Below are 19,253 nucleotides of genomic sequence, written 5' to 3' on the forward strand. Positions count from 1 at the left end.
CCCCGCCTTCGCCTCGGTCTTCACCCCGGCCATCGCCCCGGCCCGCGTCTTCGTACGGCTCCCGTTCACGGTTCGCTCGCTCCTCTTCACCGCCCCATTGTGCCGGTCGCTTGCACTTTGGCAACAGCGTTGCTTAAGTGGATCGCATGACCCCCAACGCCTCCGACGCCCCGCTCCGCGTCGCCCTCGTCGGCTACGGCCTGGCCGGCTCCGTCTTCCACGCCCCGCTGGTCGCCGCGACCGGGGGGCTGGTCCTCGACACGGTCGTCACGTCGAACGAGGAGCGCCGGGCCGAGGCCCTCGCCGCGTTCCCCGACGTCCGCCTCGCCGCCTCGCCGGACGAGGTGTGGGAGCGCGCCGACGAGCTGGACCTCGTCGTGATCGCCACCCCGAACAGGACGCACGTCCCGCTGGCGACGGCCGCGCTGAAGGCCGGGCTGCCGGTGGTCGTGGACAAGCCGGTCGCCGGGACGGCCGCCGAGGCGCGCGAGCTGGCGGCCCTCGCCGAGGAGCGCGGGCTGCTGCTCTCGGTCTTCCAGAACCGCCGCTGGGACAACGACTTCCGCACGCTCGCCGGGCTGATCGCCGAGGGCGAGCTGGGCGAGGTGCAGCGCTTCGAGTCCCGGTTCGAGCGCTGGCGGCCGCAGCCGAAGGGCGGCTGGCGCGAGTCGGGCGACCCGGAGGAGATCGGCGGTCTGCTGTACGACCTGGGCAGCCATGTCGTCGACCAGGCGCTGGTGCTGTTCGGCCCGGCGGTCCAGGTGTACGCCGAGTCCGACGTACGGCGTCCCGGCGCTGCGGCGGACGACGACACCTTCATCGCGATCACCCACGCGGGCGGGGTCCGCTCGCATCTGTACGTCAGCGCCACCACGGCCCAGCTCGGCCCGCGCTTCCGGGTGCTGGGCTCGGAGGCGGGCTATGTGAAGTACGGCCTGGACCCGCAGGAGGCGGCCCTGCGCGAGGGCCTGCGCCCGGTGGCCGGTGAGCCGTGGGGCGAGGAGGCCCAGGAGCTGTGGGGCCGTCTCGGCTCCGGCGAGTCCCCGCTGACCGGCGGCGGCGACCCGGTCCGCACGCTGCCCGGCGACTATCCCGCGTACTACGCCGCCGTCGCCGCGGCGGTGCGCGGCACCGGCCGGAACCCGGTCACCGCGCTCCAGGCCGCCGCCGCGCTGGACGTCCTGGAGGCCGCCCGCCGTTCGGCCCGCGAAGGCGCCTCCGTCACCCTCCTCCCCCACCACGACGAGGACCGCCCGGCGAAGGAGCGGCGCGCATGAGCACCACCTCCCCCTCCGTCTCCGAGCTGATCGCCCAGGAGCGCCGGCTCGCCCTCCCGCACTTCTCCCACGACGACGCGTTCGCGCTCGGCAGCCTGCTGGTCGCGCTGGCCCGGGAGCGGCAGGCACCGGTCGCGATCGACATCCGGCGCGGCGCGCAGCAGCTCTTCCACGCGGCGCTGCCCGGCTCCAGCGCGGACAACGACGCGTGGATCGACCGCAAGCGCAAGGTCGTCGAGCGGTACGGCGAGAGCTCGTTCCTGGTGGGCGCCCGGTTCCGGGCGAAGGGCACGACGTTCGAGGAGTCCTCGCGGCTGGACCCTGACACGTACGCGGCGCACGGCGGTTCGTTCCCGATCGCGGTGGAGGGCGCGGGCGTGATCGGGACGGTCACGGTGTCGGGGCTTCCGCAGGCCGAGGACCACGCGATGGTGGTCGAGGCGCTGGAGCGGTTCGCGGCGACGCCGGGGAGCTGAGCCCCCCGTAGGCGGAGTGCGGGTGGGACGTCACGTACGCACATACGCGTGACGCCCCACCCCACCTCACCCCACCTCACCCCGCCCCCGTCATGCGTCGGCGGGGACGGGGGCGGACGGCTGCGGGGCTACGGGGCCAAGGGGCTACGGCTATGCCCCCTTCAGCTCCTGCCGCTGCCGGCCGAGCCCCTCCACCTCCAGCTCCACCACATCGCCCGCGTTCAGGTACGGCTTGGGCTCGGGCTGCCCCATCGCGACGCCGGCGGGCGTACCGGTGTTGATCACGTCGCCCGGGTAGAGCGTCATGAAGTGGCTGAGGTAGCGGACGACCTCGCCGACCGGGAAGATCTGGTCGGCCGTGGTGCCGTTCTGCTTCAGCTCGCCGTTGACCCAGAGCCGCAGCGGCAGGGCCTGCGGGTCGGGCACCTCGTCGGCGGTGACCAGCCAGGGGCCCAGCGGGTTGAACGTCTCGCAGTTCTTGCCCTTGTCCCAGGTGCCGCCGCGCTCGATCTGGAACTCGCGCTCGGACACGTCGTGCGCCGTCGCGTACCCGGCGACGTGCGCGAGCCCCTCCTCCGCCGTCTCCAGGTAGCGGGCGGTGCGCCCGATGACGACGGCCAGCTCGACCTCCCAGTCGGTCTTGCGGCTGCCGCGCGGCACCAGGACCGTGTCGTCGGGCCCGACGACGGTGTCGGGGGCCTTGAAGAACAGGATCGGCTCCGCCGGGATCTCCGCACCCGTCTCGGCGGCGTGGTCGTGGTAGTTCAGCCCGATGCACACGATCTTGCCGATGCGCCCGAGCGGCGGTCCGATCCGCAGCCCCGTCGCGTCCAGGGCGGGCAGCACGCCGGGCGCGTCGGCGGCCGACCGTACCCGCGCGAGCGCGGAGGCGTCGGCGAGCAGCTCGCCGTCGATGTCGGGGACGATCCCCGACAGATCACGCAGTGTCCCGTCGCGATCGAGAAGTGCGGGGCGCTCCGCGCCCGCCGTACCGACTCGAAGCAGCTTCAACGGTCCAACTCCTCTTGGTCGAGGTGGTGGCCCTCCGGCGGGTTGCGGCCGACGGAGGACTTGGTCGATCGTCCAAGAGATGCGATCACTCCGCAAGACCTCGTTCACACACTGGACCGGCGTGGTGGACGGGCCGATTACGCCGCGGTGGCCATGGCGCTGCCGGCGACCGGCAGGTCGCGGTACAGCCAGGCCCGCTCGACGGCGGTCCAGGTGGTCGTGGTGACGACGTACAGGGCTGCGGCCAGCGGTACGACGGCCACGGTGATCAGCGTGAAGAACGACATCAGCGGCATCACCTTCGCCATCGCGCCCATACCCGGCACGGCCTGTCCGTCCGGGCCCGCGGCGGGCGTCATCGGGTTGGCGGCCAGCTGCCGCTTGGTACGCCCGTAGTTGAACGTGGCGACGGCGGTGACGATCGCGAAGAGCCCCAGGTAGACCCACCCCTGCGCACCGAACACCCCGCCGTCCGCGAGCGCGTCGTGCCAGCGCCCGCCGAGCGGTGCGCCGAGCAGGTCGTGGCTGAGCAGCGCGTTGGGCTCGCCGCCGATGGAGCTGCTGGAGAACAGGTGGTAGAGCAGGAAGAACGCGGGCATCTGGAGCAGGCTCGGCAGGCAGCCGGAGAGCGGCGACACCTTCTCGGCTGCGTGCAGCTCCATGATCGCCTTCTGCATCCGCTCCGGGTTCTTGCCGTGCTTCCTGCGGAGTTCGGCGATCTGCGGCTGGAGCCGGCTGCGGGCCTTCTGGCCGCGTGCGGCGGCCCGGGACAAGGGGTGGACCGCCAGCCGGACGAGCGCGGTGAACAGGACGATCGCGGCGGCGGTGGACGCGGTCTGGAAGAACGGCTGGAGCAGGTCGGCGAGGGAGCCGACCAGGCTGGCGAAAGCGGACATGAAGGCGGACATGGGTGAGCCCTCCGGGGGTCTCGTCGTGCCGGGAGGTACCTGCGAGGAGGTACGGGATGATCACTCGGCATGACGACCGGCGCGGGGCGCACCACCCGTACGGGACGTACGTACGCGGGAGTCGCGAGAGGCCCGAAAGGCCAGGGAGGCCAGGGGGCGCGAGAGGTGCGTACGAGAAGCGTGCGGGAGAGGAGCGGGTCGGCTACGCGGCGGCCGTCAGGAGGGCGTGCCCGGGTGCTCGGGGCCTGGTGCGGCCCCGGGCGTCGGGGTCGCGTTGCGGGAGGAACGCGGTGCGTTGCTCCCGGTCCCTGATGGCCGTACGGACCCGGGTGCGGGGCACCGGGGACGCGCAGCGGGCGCTGATGACGGAGCAGGCGAGGAGCGCGGAGCCGGCGGCCGCGGTGGCGGCGAGCGCGACGGCAGCGGAGAGGCTGCCGCCCTCGGCGAGGAGAACCTCGGTGAGGAAGAGGACGAGGAGTCCGGCGGGCCGGAGCAACCGGGCGAAGGCGCGGCGCAGGACGTTGGCGTCCTTCACGGTGTGCACCTCCCGCCCCTTCGTCAGCGCCCCTCGGCGAGGCTCATTCCTGTCGTACGAGAGTGCGTACGGCACTCCATTCGTTATACACGATGATCGAATGCGCTCCGGGCACTACGGGCGGTCCGGGCACTACGAGCACTCCGGTACTACGGGCGGCCCGGGACGGTCCGGGTACTCCGGGCGTCGGCGAGGGGCTCGTCCTCCTCCCCCACCGGATCATGGGCCAGCACCTCGGCGTCGGGCCGCGGGTCCGCGTCGCGGGGCCCGGCGAAGGTGACGGCGAGCGCGACGGCCAGATTGGCGGCGAGGGCGACGAGCCCGGCGTTCACGCCTCCCAGCGGATCGTTCCCGCTGAAGACGAGGACGCAGACCACCGCGACGCCGACGATCAGCCCGCTGAACGCGCCCCGGAAGGTGAGCCGCCGCCAGACCAGGGCGAGCAGCACCATCGGGAGCAGCTGCGCCATCCCCTCGTACGAGATGAGGGAGAGGCGTACGAGGGTGTTGGGGGCCGTGTACGTGAGGAGCAGCGCGAGGCCGCCCGCGACGACCACGACCACCTGGGCGGCGGACTTCTGCCGCTCGGCGAGACGCGGCACGAGCGACAGCACGCTGCGCCCCCACATCGTCCCGATGACCAGCATGAACACGGCCATGGGCACGATGGAGGAGAGCCCCGCGGCGACTCCGATGACGCCGACCGCCCAGGCGGGCAGCGAGTCGACGACCAGCTTGAACAGCGCGAGGTTCGACTCCGCTCCGGCCAGCCCCGGCACCACGAACAGGGCGGCGAGGCCGAGCAGCATCGGGACGAAGAGCAGGACGTTGTACGCGGGCAGGTACATGGCGTTGCGGCGCAGCGCGTCGGCGTTCCGGGCCCCGAGGTATCCGGCGACGGTGGTCGGGAAGATGACGACGGTCAGCGAGTTCAGGAAGGTGGTGCTGATGAACCACAGCTCCCCGAGCCCGCTCCCGTCACCGCCCCCGCTCCCGCCGCCCCCGTGTCCCGGAAGGGTCAGCCAGTCGCTCTTCTCGGTGACGAGCCGGTCGAGGAAGGGCCCGTACCCGTCGAAGTAGTGCAGTGGGACGTACAGCGCGAGGAACCCCAGGGTCGCGATGACCAGGACGTCCTTCAGCACGGACACCCAGGCGCTGCCGCGCAGCCCGCTGACCACGACGAAGCCGGTGGTGACGGCGAAGGCGACGAAGTAGGCCCAGTTCAGGCTGACGGCCCCGTAGGAGATGACGGAGAGGACCACTCCCATGCCGGTGATCTGGAGCTGGATGTACGGCAGCAGGAAGACGGTGGCCAGCACCGCGACCACCGCGCCGAGCCAGGGCCGGCCGAAGCGGTGGGCGACCATGTCGGTGATCCCGACGAGGCCGTGCCGGCGGGCGTACCCCCAGAGCATCGGCCCGACGACGTACCCGATCGCGTAACCGCACGACATGTACGCGACGACGTACAGCACGGGCGCCCCGTAGTTGTAGCCCCAGCCGGCGGCCCCCAGATAGCTGAAGCTGGTGTAGCCCTCGCCCGCCATCAGCACCCAGATGAAGACGGGCCCCAGGCTCCGCCCGCCCACGGACCACTCGGCGAGCCCGCCGCCCTTGCCGCGCCCGCGCAGGGCGAGGAGGCCGAGGGCGACGGTGGCGACCATGAAGACGGCGAAGACGGAGGTTGCGACGACGGCGTTCACCGGCGGTCCCCTCTCCGCGCGAGCCACACGGCGACGGGGGTGAGGAGGGTCGCCCCGAGAAGCCACACGAAGAGGAAGGGCACGCCGAACACGAGGGGGGTGACCCGGTTCACGAACGGCAGCGCACCGAGGTACAGGACATAGGGGACGAGCAGCCACAGCAACTGGGGGCGTCGTCTGATCACTCCGGGCACCCAGGGACCCTACGCCCCCTGGCGCCCGGGGTCTCCGTCACCGCGGGCGCATCGAGGTGAGCTCACCCCAGACGATGAGCCGGTAGCGGGAGCTGAACTCGGGGGTGCAGGTGGTCAGGGTGAGGTAGTAGCCGGGCGCGCTGTAGCCGACGGAGGTCGTGATGTTGCTGCGCGGCACGGGCGCGATGACCCCGCTGTCCGACGGCCCGGTCCGCGCGAGCCGTCTGCCGACGGTGTACTCGTAGACGGCGTCGCGGGTCTCGACGGTGATCCGGTCGCCGCTCCGCAGCCGGTCGATGCGCCGGAAGGGCTCGCCGTGGGTGTTGCGGTGCCCGGCGAGCGCGAAGTTCCCGGCCTGCCCGGCCTGCGCGGTTCGGGCGTAGTGCCCGACGTACCCGCGGTCGAGCACCCCGCCCTTGCTGGTGCCCTCGGCGACGGGAGCGGTGAGCCCGATCCGGGGGATGCGCAGCACGGCGTACGCCTGGTCCCAGCGGGGTGCGGGCCGGGAACGGGCGGGGGCGCCGGACGCCGCCGGGGCGCCCGTCGCGGCCTCGGCCCCACGGCCGGAGGCCGAAGGGCGGGGGCTCTCCTCGCGCGCACCGGCGTCACCGCCGACGCCCTCCGGGGCGGCCGGCTCGTCCCACTCCCGCTGCAGGCTCTGCACGGTGCGCCCGGCCTCGGCGCGGGCCTCGCGGTTGGTCCACCACAGCTGATGGGCGACGAGGAGGAGCAGCACGACACCGAGGGTCACGACGAACTCGGCCGACACCCACAGCCCCCGGGCGAGGAGACGTGCCGGATCACCCCCGCCACTCAGCACGGCCGACCGACTCCGGCCCGCTCGCCCCTGTCCCGGTCCCTGTCCCCGCCCCCGCATCCGTCCCTGGCCCTGTCCCCGTCCCCGCATCCACCCCTGTCCCGGTCCCCGTCCCCGCCCCCGTCCCGGCGCAGCTCCCCACTCCCGCGGCATCGACGTCACCTCTCCTCTCCGCCTCGTGGGGCAGGGCCCCCGCGGCACAGCGGGTACGGACACGCACACCCCGTACGGGCCCGCAGGCGACCCCGTACGGGCATGGCGCGCACGGTAGGGGCAAACCTCACAACTCTCCAGACTTCTCCCCTGCTCGTCCCTCTTCTCATCGCTCTTCTCATCGCTCTTCTCATCGCTCCTCTCATCGCTCCTCTCATCGCTCCTCCTATCCCCTCCGCTCATCCCCGCCCTCTCCTCCACGCCGTAGCCGTCCGGCAGTACCGTGTGGTCCATGCGCCCCGACACGCCTGCCGACCACACCACCGAAGCCGAGCGCCTGCTCCGCACCGCGGCGCAGTACCCCGAGGACCACGAACCGCTGGTCCTCCAGGCCGCGGCCCACCTGGAACTCGCGGGCGACCGCGCCCGCGCGAGCACGCTCTACGACGACCTGCTCGGGGCCCCCGAGGCCACCGTCGACAACCCGCACCTGATCAAGTCCCTGAAGGCGGCCAACCTCTGGGAGTACGGCCACGAGGCCGAGGCCAGGGCGATCATCGACGGCATCCGTATCGCGGGCCCCCTGGACGCGGCGCCGTGGCAGGTGGCCGCGGAGACCCTGGAGGCGCACGACGAGCTGGAGTCGGCGCACGACTTCCTCTCGACCGCGCTGACCCTGCTGCTGGCCCCCGGCGAGGAGGTCCCGTACGCCGTCCAGTCCCTGCTGACCGGCCGCCACCGGGTGCGCAGGCTGATGGGCCTGGACCACGACGCCTGGGACGAGCTGGCCGGCGAGCTGCACACGGCCCCGGTCCCCCTGGACGAACTCCACGACCCCAAGCGCCTGTGGGCGCTGGGCTCCTCGGACCCGGTCGAGCTGAAGGCCGAGATCACCCGCCTCCGCGCGGAACTGGGCACCTACCGCACGGCCCTGTCCCGCCCGTTCCCGGTCGCCGTCCTGCACTGGCCCGAGGACGAACTGCGCGAACTGCTCACCGCGTACCCGGCGTTGACCGAGGAGTACGTGGACCGCGCCACGCACCTGGACCGCCTGGAGGCCGCACTCCGCGACCTCCACGCGGCGGGCACCCCGAACCTGGGCATCGTGACCGGCACGGTCCCCTCGTACGAGGCGTTCGCCGCCTCGGAGGCCGCGTCCCCGTCCGCCCCGGGCCTCCTCCCCCAGTACGCCACGACCCTCGCCGCCCGGGGCCGCGCCATCCCCTGGCCCCCGTCCCGCACGGCCGCCTGCTGGTGCGGCAGCGGGGAGACCTACGGGAGGTGCCACGGGGTGTGAGTCCCGTGTTCGACGGCCTGCGGCCCGGAACCGCGCACGGACGGGTGCGGGGTTCCGGGCCGAGTCGTTCGCGAGGTCGGGCCGACGGCAGGACCGGGCGATTCACGCAATGATCCCCGGAGGCCCGACCTTTCCCATACGATCACATTTCAACGATCAGCTCAGGGCCGACGTCCCCACACGGGCCCCGTCCATGTGTGCGAGGAAGCCTTCATGCCGCCCTATCAGCCTTCCGCGGACTGGCAGTACGAGATCCCGACCGCGGGAAGCAAACGTCTGCCGCCCGCGGCCCGTTACGTCGAGTCGCTGACGCACCAGGGATACGGCTTCGAGGCGGCCGTCGCCGACCTCGTCGACAACTCCATCGACGCGGGCGCCCGTAACGTCGTGATCAGCTTCCTCCGGGACGACCAGCGGCTCGTGGGGCTGCTGGTCGTGGACGACGGCTCCGGCATGAACGACGAGACGCTCGACACCGCCATGACGGTCGGCGGGCGCCAGGAGTACGGGGACAGCGCCCTCGGTCACTTCGGCGCGGGCCTCAAGGCCGCCTCGCTCTCGCACGCCGACTCCCTCACCGTGATCAGCCGCACCAGACGCAGTCCGTCGACCGGCCGCCGCTGGCTGACCGCCAGCGCCCGCGCCGACTTCACGTGCGACATCGTGGAGCCCCGCTACTGCCAGGCGCTCGTCGACCGCTACGACGGCCTGATCGAGTGGCACGGCACGATCGTCCGCTGGGACCGGGTCCGCGCCTTCGAGACGATCACCGCCGGCCAGGCCGACCGCTTCCTGAACGACGCCATCGAGAAGCTGGAGACCCACCTCGGTCTCCACCTCCACCGCTTCCTGGCCCGCGACGACTTCAACGTCGACATCGTCGTCGAGGACGTGACGACGCGGGAGGAACTCGACCACCGCGGCGTCGAGCCGATCGACCCGTTCGGCTACCGGATCTCCGGCCGGCCCGGCTACCCGCGCACCTTCACCGCCCCGGTGGAGGGGGTCGGCGAGGTCGCGCTGACCGCCCACATCTGGCAGCCGAAGTCCCCGCTGGTGAGCTTCCGGGGCATCGGACCGCTCGCCGAGCGCCAGGGCTTCTACATCTACCGCAACGACCGGCTCGTCCAGGCGGGCGGCTGGAACAGCACGCGCAGCCCGGAGGGCCACCTCGCCCTCGCCCGCATCGCCGTCGACCTGCCGTCCGAGGCGAACGACGTCTTCAGCCTCACGGTCAAGAAGGACGGCGTGAGCGTCACCCCGGCCTTCGCCCGCGGCCTGGAGCAGGCCGTGGACAGCGCAGGGAACGACTTCGCGTCCTACGTCAAGGAGGCGGAGGCGACCTACCGCGAAGCGGCCCGGCGCGCCACCGAACCCCAGCGCAAGGCGGTCCTCCCCGCAGGCAAGGGCCTCGACCCCCGGCTGAAGCGCACGCTGCGCGACGAGCTGCCCGAGCTGGAGGGCGAGGACCCGATCACGTTCCGCTGGGACAGCCTGCGCTCCGACGTGTTCTTCGAACTCGACCGCGAGGAACGGGTGGTGAAGCTCAACAAGGAGTACCGCCAGGTCTTCAACGGCGGACGCCGGGGCGGTCTGAACGATGCCCCGGTGGTCAAGAGCATGCTCTACCTCATGGTCAACGAGATCTTCCAGAAGGAACGGGTCCGGGCCACCCACATCGACAACATCGCCCTGTGGAACAGCGTCCTCGTGACGGCCGCGCGCTGCGAACTCGCGCGCTGACCCGTTCCGTCACGACAGCCCCGTCCCCGCCGCCGTTCTTTCGGAGAAGAGACCCTCCATGACCGACCCCCTGCTCAACCTCCACGCGGACGTCCTCGCCGCGATGCAGCGCGGCGGCCCCCGGAACTTCGACAGGCTCACCTTCGCCCTCTCCGAGGAGGAAGAACCCGCCGACACGGAACAGGGCCGGTTCCGCGACCGTGTAGCGGGTTCGGGCCCGGGCGACGAGCTGACCGCGCTGTGGCACCGGACGCTCACCGCCTGGGACCTCGCGGAGCAGGCGGACTGGTCGACGGCCCCGCCCCGCACGGACGAACGGCGGGCACACGCGTACGACCGCCTCGGCTTCGACGCCGGCCTGCGCAAGGTGCTGGACCACGCGGTCCCGGTGTTCAAGGAGCCCGGCCCCACGATCATCAGCACCACGCCGACCTCGTGGTACTCCCGTGACACGGCCGCGGTCCGGTCCTTCTACTGGACCGCGTACGAGCAACTCCTGCGCCGCAAAGGCTGGTCGGACGCCGCCGTGGCGAGCCTCGACGAGGCGAGCCACGCCGTGGTCGAGCGGCTCGCGGACCCGATGCGCCCCGAGGCCTACGGCGCCCGGGGCCTGGTCGTCGGATACGTCCAGTCCGGCAAGACCGCCAACTTCACCGGCGTCACGGCCAAGGCCATCGACGCCGGATACCGCCTTGTCATCGTCCTCGGCGGCACACTGAACCTGCTGCGCGGACAGACCCAACGCCGCCTGGACATGGAGCTGATCGGCCAGGAGAACATCCTGCGCGGCGCGGACCCCGACGACCCGGAAGCCCTGATCGGCGTCGACTACCAGGACGACGAGGACTGGCCGGAGAAGTTCGTGTGCCACCACGGCCGCCCGTCCACGCTCGGCGCCTTCGACATCGAGCGCCTCACCACCCGGGACGACGACTACAAGAGCCTCGCCACCGGGATCCGCGCCCTCGAATTCGACAAGCAGGTCCGCACACAGCCGCTGCACGTGCCGGACAACCTCCACCGCGCCGCCGCCCGCGTGATGGTCGTGAAGAAGAACAAGTCCGTCCTGAGCAAGCTCATCAAGGACCTCAAGAAGATCGGCGGCCCGCTGCTCTCCGAGATCCCGACACTGATCATCGACGACGAGTCGGACCAGGCGTCCGTCAACACGACGGACCCGAAGAAGTGGGAGGAGGGCAAGGTCGGCCGCTCGGCGATCAACCGCCAGATCTCCGAACTGCTGGGGCTCCTCCCCCGCGCCCAGTACGTGGGCTACACCGCGACGCCGTTCGCCAACGTCTTCGTCGACCCCGGCGACGGTGAGGACATCTTCCCGCGCGACTTCCTGATCTCCCTGCCGCGCCCGACGGGCTACATGGGCGTCCAGGACTTCCACGACCTGGACCGCACCGACGAGTCGGCCGTCGGGAGCGCCGAGCGGTCACACGTACGCGGCATCTACGACGACGCCCACGGAGACCGGCTCGCGGAGGCCCTCGACGCCTTCGTCCTCTCCGGCGCGCTGAAGCTGTACCGCGCGGCCCAGGACCCCTCTCTCGAGGGCAGCTTCCGGCACCACACGATGCTCGTCCACGAGTCCATGCGCATGGCCGAGCACGCCGCCCTGGCCCTGCGGATCAGCTCGCTCTGGCACCGGGCCGCCTACACGGGCCAGGAGGGCCACGCCCGCCTGGCGGCCCTCCTCACCTCGGACTTCCAGCCCTTCGCCGACGACGGACTGCCCACGCCCGCCTCGTACGAGGACCTGAGGCCGTACGTCTCCCGCGCCCGCCAGCTGATCAACTCGGGCGGGACGCCGGTGCTCGTCGTCAACGGCGACACCGAACGCGACTACGACCAACCCGAGCTGGACTTCGACCGGACCCCCAACGTGTGGAAGATCCTCGTCGGCGGTACGAAGCTCTCCCGAGGCTTCACGGTCGAGGGCCTGACGGTGACGTACTACCGCCGCAGGACCCAGCAGGCCGACACCCTGATGCAGATGGGCCGCTGGTTCGGCTTCCGCCCCGGCTACCGCGACCTGGTACGCCTCTACATCGGCCGCGCGGAACCCGTGGGCAGGAACGGGACCGTCGACCTGTACGAGGCCTTCGAGGCGATCTGCCGCGACGAGGAGACGTTCCGCGCCCAGCTCGCCCGCTACGCCACCCTGATCGACGGCAAGCCACAGGTGACCCCGGCCCAGATCCCGCCCCTGGTCTCCCAGCACCTCTCCTGGCTGAAGCCGTCCGCCCGCAACAAGATGTTCAACGCGGAACTGGTGGAGATCCGCTCCCCGGGCGAATGGGTCGAACCGACGGCCTACCCGACCGCCCCGGCGGACCTGCGCCACAACGCGGAGGTGTGGCGGCCGGTGCTGGCGTCACTGGATCCCGACCCCCAGGTGTTCGTCACCTTGTCCGAAGGAGACCAGGGCAGCTACATCCGCTACCAGGCCAGGACCGCCGTACTCAGCCACAGTCAATTGCTCGGCGTCATGCGGGAGCTGGCCTGGGGCCGCCCGGATCTGCTCGCCCCGCACTTGGAATACCTGAGCGATGCCAGCGACGCCGGGTGCGCGACGGACGACTGGATCCTGATGCTGCCCCAGACTTCCGGAGTCACCAGCGTCCGGGCGGAGTTGCCTGGAACTGAGCCGCTTACTCTCGTACAGCGCAAGCGCAATGCGCTGGGAGTGTTCAACCGTATCTCCGGCGTCTCCCATCGCCAGTCCGCCGAGCGGATCGCCGGCCGCCGGCCACTCTGTGAAGACGACCCTTTCGCCACCCAGTTCCACCAGCCGCGACGCGGGGCGCTGCTCCTCTACCCAACCGTGGACCCCGCACTCGGATCCCCAGCGAACCTGGTGACGCACGGGGCTATCGACCCGGCGAAGGTGGTGATGGCAGCTGCCCTGATCCCTGCCGTCGGCTCGGCGCGCAGTCAGATGACCAGCGTCAGGTTCCGCGCCATCGACTCGTCCCGCCCAGGTGATGCTGTCGTCAGCACCGTGAGATAACGGAGATCAGACTCTGGGCCTGGCAGCCCAGGCGGACCGGTAAGGAGCGAGTTGTGGCGCCCCAGCCAGATGAGTGGATCCCTCCAGAGGGTTCGTGGGCGTCCTCGGCCGCGCGGCGGCGGAACATGCAGGCGATCCGGAGCAGGGACACGAAACCGGAACGTCTGATCCGCAGGCTCGTCCACGCGAACGGCCTGCGCTACCGGGTGGCCGCAAGGCCACTGCCTGACCTTCGCCGGACCGCTGACATGGTCTTCCGTCCGGCGAAGGTGGCCGTCTTCATTGATGGCTGCTACTGGCACGGCTGCCCGGAGCACTACGTTTCCCCAAAGACCAACCCGGGTTACTGGTCAGAGAAAGTAGTCAGGAACGTCGCCCGCGACCGGGACACCGACGAGCGGCTCTCCGCCGCCGGCTGGCTCGTTCTGCGGTTCTGGGAGCACCAGAGCTCAGACGCTTGCGCCCTGGCGATCATCAGCGCTGTCCGCGAGCGCAGGAACGACCTGCCCGGGTAGCGGCTTCTGCTGCGGCTCGCCATTCCTGGCGTCGCGCTCGTCAGCCGCGCGCAGAACATCAGCGATGGCCTTTCCTACCGCGGCGGCGACAGGAGGCGGGAAGGCGTTTCCGATCTGCCGGTACTGGGCGGTCTTTCCGCCCGTGAACTCCCACTCCTCCGGGAAGCCTTGAATAATTGCCGCTTGCTCCACCGTCAGCATGGGGCCACCAGGGCCGAAAAGATCCCGCCCCTGGCTCTTCTTCTTTTCCCCTTGTTCGTGGTTGTTCGCCACTCCCATGCCGGAGACTCCGAGAGTTTTCCATGCGGCCTTGGCCCTACTGGGGCCGAGGTCAGCTCCCCCGTGCTTCTTCGAGCCCCCGACCAAGGTCGGAGCGATGCCCCCATCCTTCTTCTCCAGGGCCGCCTTGGACGCCTCACGCACCCATCGGTTGAGGCAGCCACTGGCGATTTCCCCAATTTCGCCGCCCATCGAAATATACGGCTTGTAACGCTCCTTCATGCTCATCTCCAGAGCATCGAAAACGCTGTACACGCCGCCCGCAGGAGTGGGCCAAACGAACTTGATATCGCCGAGCACATCCGCACGAATGGCTACAAGGACTGCACGCGGGCGCAACTGAGGCACACCGAAATCGCTAGCTTCCAGGACTTCCCACTCGCAGATTTCGTAGCCCATGCCAACGAAATCTTCCTCAAGCCCAGTTTCCGGCCTCTTCGCCCGACCGCCCGCAAGGCGCGCCTCAATGTAAGTCCGGTAGTCCACAAATTTTGCATCCTTGATGCCGCGGACGTTTTCAATCATCACCGCTTTAGGATGCAGCTCATCAACCAGTTCCAGCATCCGCGGGAAGAGGTCCCGCTCGTCGTCCTTACCCAGCTGCTTACCGGCGTGCGAGAAAGGAGGGCAGGGCACACCCCCCGCTAGAAGGTCGAGGTCACCGCGCCGCAACTGCCTTCCCAGGAATTTTACCGGCTTATGCAGGCCAGACCCAGGATGCATCTCCGACGGAATGGGGCGGAAGTTATTGACATCATCAGAAATGACATCACAGAACCGCTGTTCCCAGCTCCAGTTCTGCCGGTGCTCAACATTCCATTCCAGCGTCTTCACGGCATACTTGTCGATCTCCACGAGTGCGAGATGCTTGAAACCTGCCTGGTGGAGGCCGATGGCCTGTCCGCCGGCCCCTGCGCAGATCTCGATGGAGGTCAGCGGACGATCTTTAGGGGCCACAGGGCGCCTCCTGGTGCGACTGATACAGACACGCAAGTGTCGCATCCGCCAGTGACACCAGGAGTCCCCCTAGGCGAGCCCCGCCCCTTGCGACCCGTTCAGCTCTCCATCAGGTCCCGCAGGTCGTTCTTCATCTTGTCCCTGAGTACAGCAGGCAGCTGCCTGTACATGCCCCAGGCGCGGTCTACGGGCCGGAGAGGCCGAGCGTCAGCCCCCATCCACTCCAGCAGCTCACGCTTCTGCGCGAGGGGCAGCGCCGTGACCCGGGTCCACACCTGGCCAGCGTCCATCTGCACCCCGGTCAAGTTCTTGACCAGCTCGTTACACCGCGCGCACTCGGTGAGGAGATCCTCAGCCGCTGCGGCGCTTCCCGAAGCGTGCGGATTCACATGCCCGAGCGTGAGCCGGGCCGCGGAACCCGGCTCGCCCGGATACGCCTCGGCCGCACCGACCCCGCAACGCCGGCATCGGTGGAGATCCCGCTCAAGAACGAACCGTCTCGTCTTCGCACTGATCTGGCGCAGCCCAGCCGCCCGGTGTTCCTTCTCCCAGACCGGCGCCCCGATCTCCTCAAGAAAGAGCTGCTCGGGCTGGAGGCTGGGCTTGTCAAGATTCGTCCTGATCACCCAGCCAGCGGGACGAAGATCGCGCATCCTTCGGTCGACCTGTTCGGCGCCAGTGATCGCGGCACGCAGCGCCGCTTTCGAGAAGACGTTCCCGACGCCCACTTCGTCCCGCAGCCAGAGCGCGACGCGGACCCTGGCCCCAAGTGACCCGTCACGCCAGTCCAAACCATCAGATGCCACGTACTACCTCCACATAATTCGAACGCAAGAGCGAAGCATGACCCTTTCGAGTGACGAGGCTACCTTGCCGCCACTTGCCGCGGCAAGTGGCGGCAAGCTCACCTTGAGCGGGGCACCGCTCCACCCGGAGATCGGAACCACATGACCACGAGGACCGCTGGCCAGGGTCTGCCGCCCGCCGCGGCCGGTTGCGTCGAGATCTGCGCCGGAGTTCGCCAGCGCGGTGGCGCCTCGCTGGTGCCGTCACCGGGCAGCGACGGCATCGACATGCCTCAGCAGCGCTCGGACGTCCGCCATGTCCATCCCCCCAGCCACCGGAGCCTCCTCCTGGAGGTCAGCGAGCTGCTGGACCGACGGATCGTCCAGAATCCTGCCCATGAACTCCAGTTTCTGTTCGAGGCGCAGAGCGACGACCTCGTCCACCGTTCCGCGCGAAGCCAGCACCGTGACGTTGGTCTCCGTGCCTGGTGCGAGCCCGAGCCGGTGGATACGGTCCAGGCTTTGCAGGAATCGGCCCGCCATGAAGTCCCGGTCCACGTAGACAGCGTCATGGCAGACATGATGAAGACTGATTCCCTCCCCCAGGGTTGCCGGGTTGGACAGCAGCACCGAGCAGTCAGGATCCTCACGGAAACGGCGGATCTCCTCCGCCCGGTCGGGGGTTCCCCCGTGGACCACGGCTGGCTGGTAGCCCGCGAACATCCGCTCCATGGTGCTGAGGCTGCGCACGAACGTCGTCCAGACCAGCGTCTTCCGCCCCTGCTCAGCATTGGCCGCGACGATGCTGAGCGCCTCCTGGTACTTCGGGGACAACTCGTAGCTGGGAAGGTCTCTCATCAACGCATAGAGGGAGTCCCCGTGCGGCACATCCAGCGGGGGTACCTGATAGGTCAGCGGTTCGTAGCGGCTGGTGCCCTCAGCGAGCAGCGCGGGGCTCGTCGCCGCCATCAGAAGCCGCAGCATGGCCTTGCCCAGGGCGTCGAAGTCATCACGCGCCGCTTCGGCGCGAGCTGTGTACCGCCCTACAAGTGCGTCGTAGATCTCCTGATGCAGGCTGGGCATGTCGACGTACCGAATCTTCGGGTCGAAGGGCGGCAGGCCGAGTTCCGCTTTGGTGGTGCGTGTGAACAACGGGCGCAGCACTTGGCTCGCGTAGGCCAGATCGCCGCCGGCCACAGCGCCTGTGACGACGCGGCGGCCGTGCCCAGGCCAGACGAACGAGAGCAGGTTCTCCAGATCCCGGGCACCGTTGGGCGCCGGCGTACCCGTCAGGATGAGGCGGCGCCGGCTCAGCGGGCCGAGCGCCATGCACGCGGATCCGTAGATGCCCCGCGTTCCCAGCTTCATGCGATGCGCCTCGTCCAGGATCACCATGGACGGCGCTGCTCTCAGCCAGGAGGCCAGCGCCGCCAGCGAACGGTCGAGCCGCTCGTAGTTGATCACCATGATCTCCGCGGTGGCATCGGGGCTGCTGCCCATCACGCCGAAGCGGAGCGGCTCCGTGAAGCAGATGGAGTTCTCGAACTCCCATGATTCATAGGCCGATTTAGGGCTCACGACAAGCAGCCTGAAGGCTTCCCCGCGCTCTCTCATCGCGGCGAAGACCGCAAGCCCCACCCGGGTCTTGCCCGCCCCCGGCACACTGAAGTTCGCTCCGTGGCGGAGAGACAGCAGCCGGGCGATGTCCCGCTGCTGGAAATCAGTGAGCGGCGCGGCCCATGCAGCTCCGAGGAGTGCCGGAATCTCCTCGTGAGTGATGGTCTGGTGGGAGCCGCCGCTGGTCCCCTCCAGCTGTTGCTGAGCAGCGTCCGCGTCATCCAGGACCCCGCCCACCAACTGGGCGAGTTCGTCATCCCACTCGACGTCCTCGGGCGATGGCCAGGTCCCGAGTTCGCCAAGTCCGACCAGAAACGCCTCAAGCTCGATTTCCGCGGACAGCGGGCCTCGCTGCCCGCCACCCGGGAACCGGGAAGCCAGCTGGGCAAGATCTGACTGACGCCCCTCCCGCGCTCGGAGGACTGCCCGTGTGCGGGTCACGTCGAAGGCGATCCGCAGAGACGGTTCTGCCTGGCCTGTCACGCTCCGTCCTCCTTGCGTGCGGCATCGAGCAACCAGGTGACGCCGTCCCCGGGTTCCTTGATGCTGCGAGCCGCTTCCATCGCCAGCTTGCCCAGACTCTCCCGCAGTTTGAGCACCGCTTCGTCGAAGATCTCCTCGTCGAGGCTCCGCGACGCGCGGGAGAGAACGAGGTCGGTAATGCACTGGTCGATGTCGTGGCAGGCATCCACGATGCGGTCAGGCGCCGCCTGCTTCCGCTTGCGGACTCGGGCGTCCTTTCCCGCAGGCTCCAGCGCCTCCTCCACTGCCTCCCTCACTGCGCTGATGATCTTGGCAGCCTCGGCAACCTGTTCCAACGAGGCCTTGTCGCCCGCGGCCTCCACCGACTTCGCTCTGAGAACGAAGTCGGTGAGCGCCCGTGCTTCGGCGACCTTGGGGTCGGCGGCGCGGACGGTACGGTTCAGCCCCGGAATCGCCACCGTCGCGGCGGTAGCAACGGCCGGCACCTGAGACCTGACGAACTCGGGGAGCCGGGTGTCGAGGTACCGCGATGTGAAGTCCGGTTCAATGAGCCGCACATCAGTCTTCGAGAATCCGAGAATGATCGCGGTCAGCCGGCTCTCCTTCATCAGCTCAGCCTTATCCTGGCTGGAGGCCGACTCCTTCACCCAACGTCGGTGAAGCTCCTTCAGCTTCTCCTGGTGATCTTCGAAGTCGAGCAGCCGCAGTTGCGCATCGTCGGCCCTGCTCCGCTCGACCAGGTCGTTCAGCGTCGTGAGAACCCAGTGATCCTGCTCGCAGGCGCGTGTGGTCGTCCGGAACTCGCGTGCGATATCGGCGTGCGTGCGGCCTAGGCCGAGCTGTTCGTCAATGGCCAGCAGGCGGTTGATGTAGGAGTAGTCCCGCCTGTGATCCTTACGCAACTGAAGCGCTAGCTCGACGCGGTTGATGTCGTCCCACGTGCACGATGAGGGGAGCACCCCCACACGAATACTGGGCTCGGCCAGATCCTTGAGCGCGGCCCGGCGGGTGTTGCCGTTGACGAGAATCCCGTCCCGGGTGATGAGGCCGGGGTCGTTCTGCTTGAACCCGCGAAGGCTCTCCAGGAGAACATCGAAGTCAGGATCCCGCTTGGACGGGTCTGCGGGCAGCGCCCTCAGCAGGTGGTGGAGGTAGTCCTGGCTTTCGGCGCTGAACGCGTCCTCGTCCAGACCGCGGTCACGGACCGGGTCGTAGGTGCGCTGGGCACGGATCCGGTGCGTTCCCGGGTTGTAGTACAGAGATTTCACCGGCATATCGATGACTTCGACCTGAATCGGCTGGCCCCGCCATTCGATGCGGAGAGTTTCCTGAACGCCGCCAGCGTCCCGGAGTTCTTTCAGGCGGCGCTCCACCCGGTCCTGGTTCTCGTCGGCCAGAGGCGGGCGTCCGAAGTCTTTACTCATCGTCAGATCTCCTTCAGTGCTGAGAGGAAGCAGCTCACTCGTCGGCCAGTACGGCAGCAC

16 protein-coding genes are annotated in these 19,253 nt (G+C 69.5%); 6 read left to right on the plus strand and 10 right to left on the minus strand.

The features are described 5' to 3' along the window. The first annotated feature begins 146 nt into the window (after nt 1-146). Both OG245_RS12765 and OG245_RS12770 read left to right on the plus strand, forming a co-directional pair. Nucleotides 147-1,277: a Gfo/Idh/MocA family oxidoreductase gene (locus OG245_RS12765; protein WP_371623640.1), complete on the plus strand. Its 1,131-nt coding sequence runs from the start codon at nt 147-149 to the stop codon at nt 1,275-1,277. Further along, nucleotides 1,274-1,753 (plus strand): heme-degrading domain-containing protein, encoded by a 480-nt coding sequence (locus tag OG245_RS12770; RefSeq protein WP_371623641.1) that lies wholly within the window; start codon nt 1,274-1,276, stop codon nt 1,751-1,753. The genes OG245_RS12765 and OG245_RS12770 overlap by 4 nt, the downstream gene beginning before the upstream one ends. Before the next feature lie 150 nt (nt 1,754-1,903). Here the strand turns inward: OG245_RS12770 and OG245_RS12775 are convergent, their stop codons facing one another. The 6 genes from OG245_RS12775 to OG245_RS12800 all read right to left on the minus strand — a co-directional run bounded on the left by OG245_RS12775 (nt 1,904) and on the right by OG245_RS12800 (nt 6,873). Further along, nucleotides 1,904-2,764, minus strand: coding sequence for a fumarylacetoacetate hydrolase family protein (locus tag OG245_RS12775; RefSeq protein ID WP_371623642.1), 861 nt, complete (start codon nt 2,762-2,764; stop codon nt 1,904-1,906). Nucleotides 2,765-2,901: 137 nt separating this feature from the next. Then, nucleotides 2,902-3,672, minus strand: a complete 771-nt coding sequence (locus OG245_RS12780; protein WP_371623643.1) for a YidC/Oxa1 family membrane protein insertase — start codon at nt 3,670-3,672, stop codon at nt 2,902-2,904. A gap of 202 nt (nt 3,673-3,874) precedes the next feature. Beyond that, nucleotides 3,875-4,207, minus strand: coding sequence for a DUF6412 domain-containing protein (locus OG245_RS12785; RefSeq protein ID WP_371627872.1), 333 nt, complete (start codon nt 4,205-4,207; stop codon nt 3,875-3,877). Between the two features lie 149 nt (nt 4,208-4,356). Beyond that, complete coding sequence (locus tag OG245_RS12790; RefSeq protein ID WP_371623644.1) at nt 4,357-5,910, minus strand: sodium:solute symporter; 1,554 nt, start codon at nt 5,908-5,910, stop codon at nt 4,357-4,359. Continuing rightward, a complete protein-coding gene (locus OG245_RS12795; protein WP_371623645.1) occupies nt 5,907-6,104 on the minus strand; it encodes a DUF3311 domain-containing protein in 198 nt (65 codons plus the stop codon). Before OG245_RS12795 ends, OG245_RS12790 begins: the two co-directional genes overlap by 4 nt. A 37-nt stretch (nt 6,105-6,141) precedes the next feature. After that, nucleotides 6,142-6,873, minus strand: coding sequence for a class E sortase (locus OG245_RS12800; RefSeq protein WP_371627873.1), 732 nt, complete (start codon nt 6,871-6,873; stop codon nt 6,142-6,144). Between the two features lie 493 nt (nt 6,874-7,366). Here OG245_RS12800 and OG245_RS12805 point away from each other — a divergent pair, with 493 nt between their 5' ends. The 4 genes from OG245_RS12805 to OG245_RS12820 all read left to right on the plus strand — a co-directional run bounded on the left by OG245_RS12805 (nt 7,367) and on the right by OG245_RS12820 (nt 13,648). Beyond that, nucleotides 7,367-8,371: an SEC-C domain-containing protein gene (locus OG245_RS12805; RefSeq protein ID WP_371623646.1), complete on the plus strand. Its 1,005-nt coding sequence runs from the start codon at nt 7,367-7,369 to the stop codon at nt 8,369-8,371. 213 nt (nt 8,372-8,584) lie between these two features. Next, nucleotides 8,585-10,114, plus strand: coding sequence for an ATP-binding protein (locus OG245_RS12810; RefSeq protein ID WP_371623647.1), 1,530 nt, complete (start codon nt 8,585-8,587; stop codon nt 10,112-10,114). A gap of 58 nt (nt 10,115-10,172) precedes the next feature. Continuing rightward, nucleotides 10,173-13,133 carry a Z1 domain-containing protein gene (locus OG245_RS12815; protein WP_371623648.1) on the plus strand — a complete coding sequence of 987 codons (2,961 nt, stop codon included), beginning with the start codon at nt 10,173-10,175 and terminating at the stop codon, nt 13,131-13,133. Nucleotides 13,134-13,210: 77 nt separating this feature from the next. Continuing rightward, entirely contained in the window at nt 13,211-13,648 is a 438-nt protein-coding gene (locus OG245_RS12820) for a very short patch repair endonuclease (protein ID WP_371627874.1), read from the plus strand. On the opposite strand, the gene OG245_RS12825 is transcribed toward OG245_RS12820, so the two are convergent. From OG245_RS12825 to OG245_RS12840, 4 genes are all read right to left on the minus strand, one after another. Further along, nucleotides 13,583-14,884 (minus strand): DNA cytosine methyltransferase, encoded by a 1,302-nt coding sequence (locus tag OG245_RS12825; RefSeq protein WP_371623649.1) that lies wholly within the window; start codon nt 14,882-14,884, stop codon nt 13,583-13,585. The genes OG245_RS12820 and OG245_RS12825 overlap by 66 nt on opposite strands. A gap of 98 nt (nt 14,885-14,982) precedes the next feature. Continuing rightward, nucleotides 14,983-15,690, minus strand: a complete 708-nt coding sequence (locus OG245_RS12830) for an HNH endonuclease (protein ID WP_371623650.1) — start codon at nt 15,688-15,690, stop codon at nt 14,983-14,985. 243 nt (nt 15,691-15,933) lie between these two features. Continuing rightward, entirely contained in the window at nt 15,934-17,769 is a 1,836-nt protein-coding gene (locus tag OG245_RS12835) for a DEAD/DEAH box helicase (RefSeq protein ID WP_371623651.1), read from the minus strand. Continuing rightward, nucleotides 17,766-19,193, minus strand: a complete 1,428-nt coding sequence (locus tag OG245_RS12840) for a transcriptional regulator (protein ID WP_371623652.1) — start codon at nt 19,191-19,193, stop codon at nt 17,766-17,768. The genes OG245_RS12835 and OG245_RS12840 overlap by 4 nt, the downstream gene beginning before the upstream one ends. Between the last annotated feature and the right edge of the window lie 60 nt (nt 19,194-19,253).

This window comes from Streptomyces sp. NBC_01116 (assembly GCF_041435495.1).
Classification (GTDB): Bacteria; Actinomycetota; Actinomycetes; order Streptomycetales; family Streptomycetaceae; genus Streptomyces.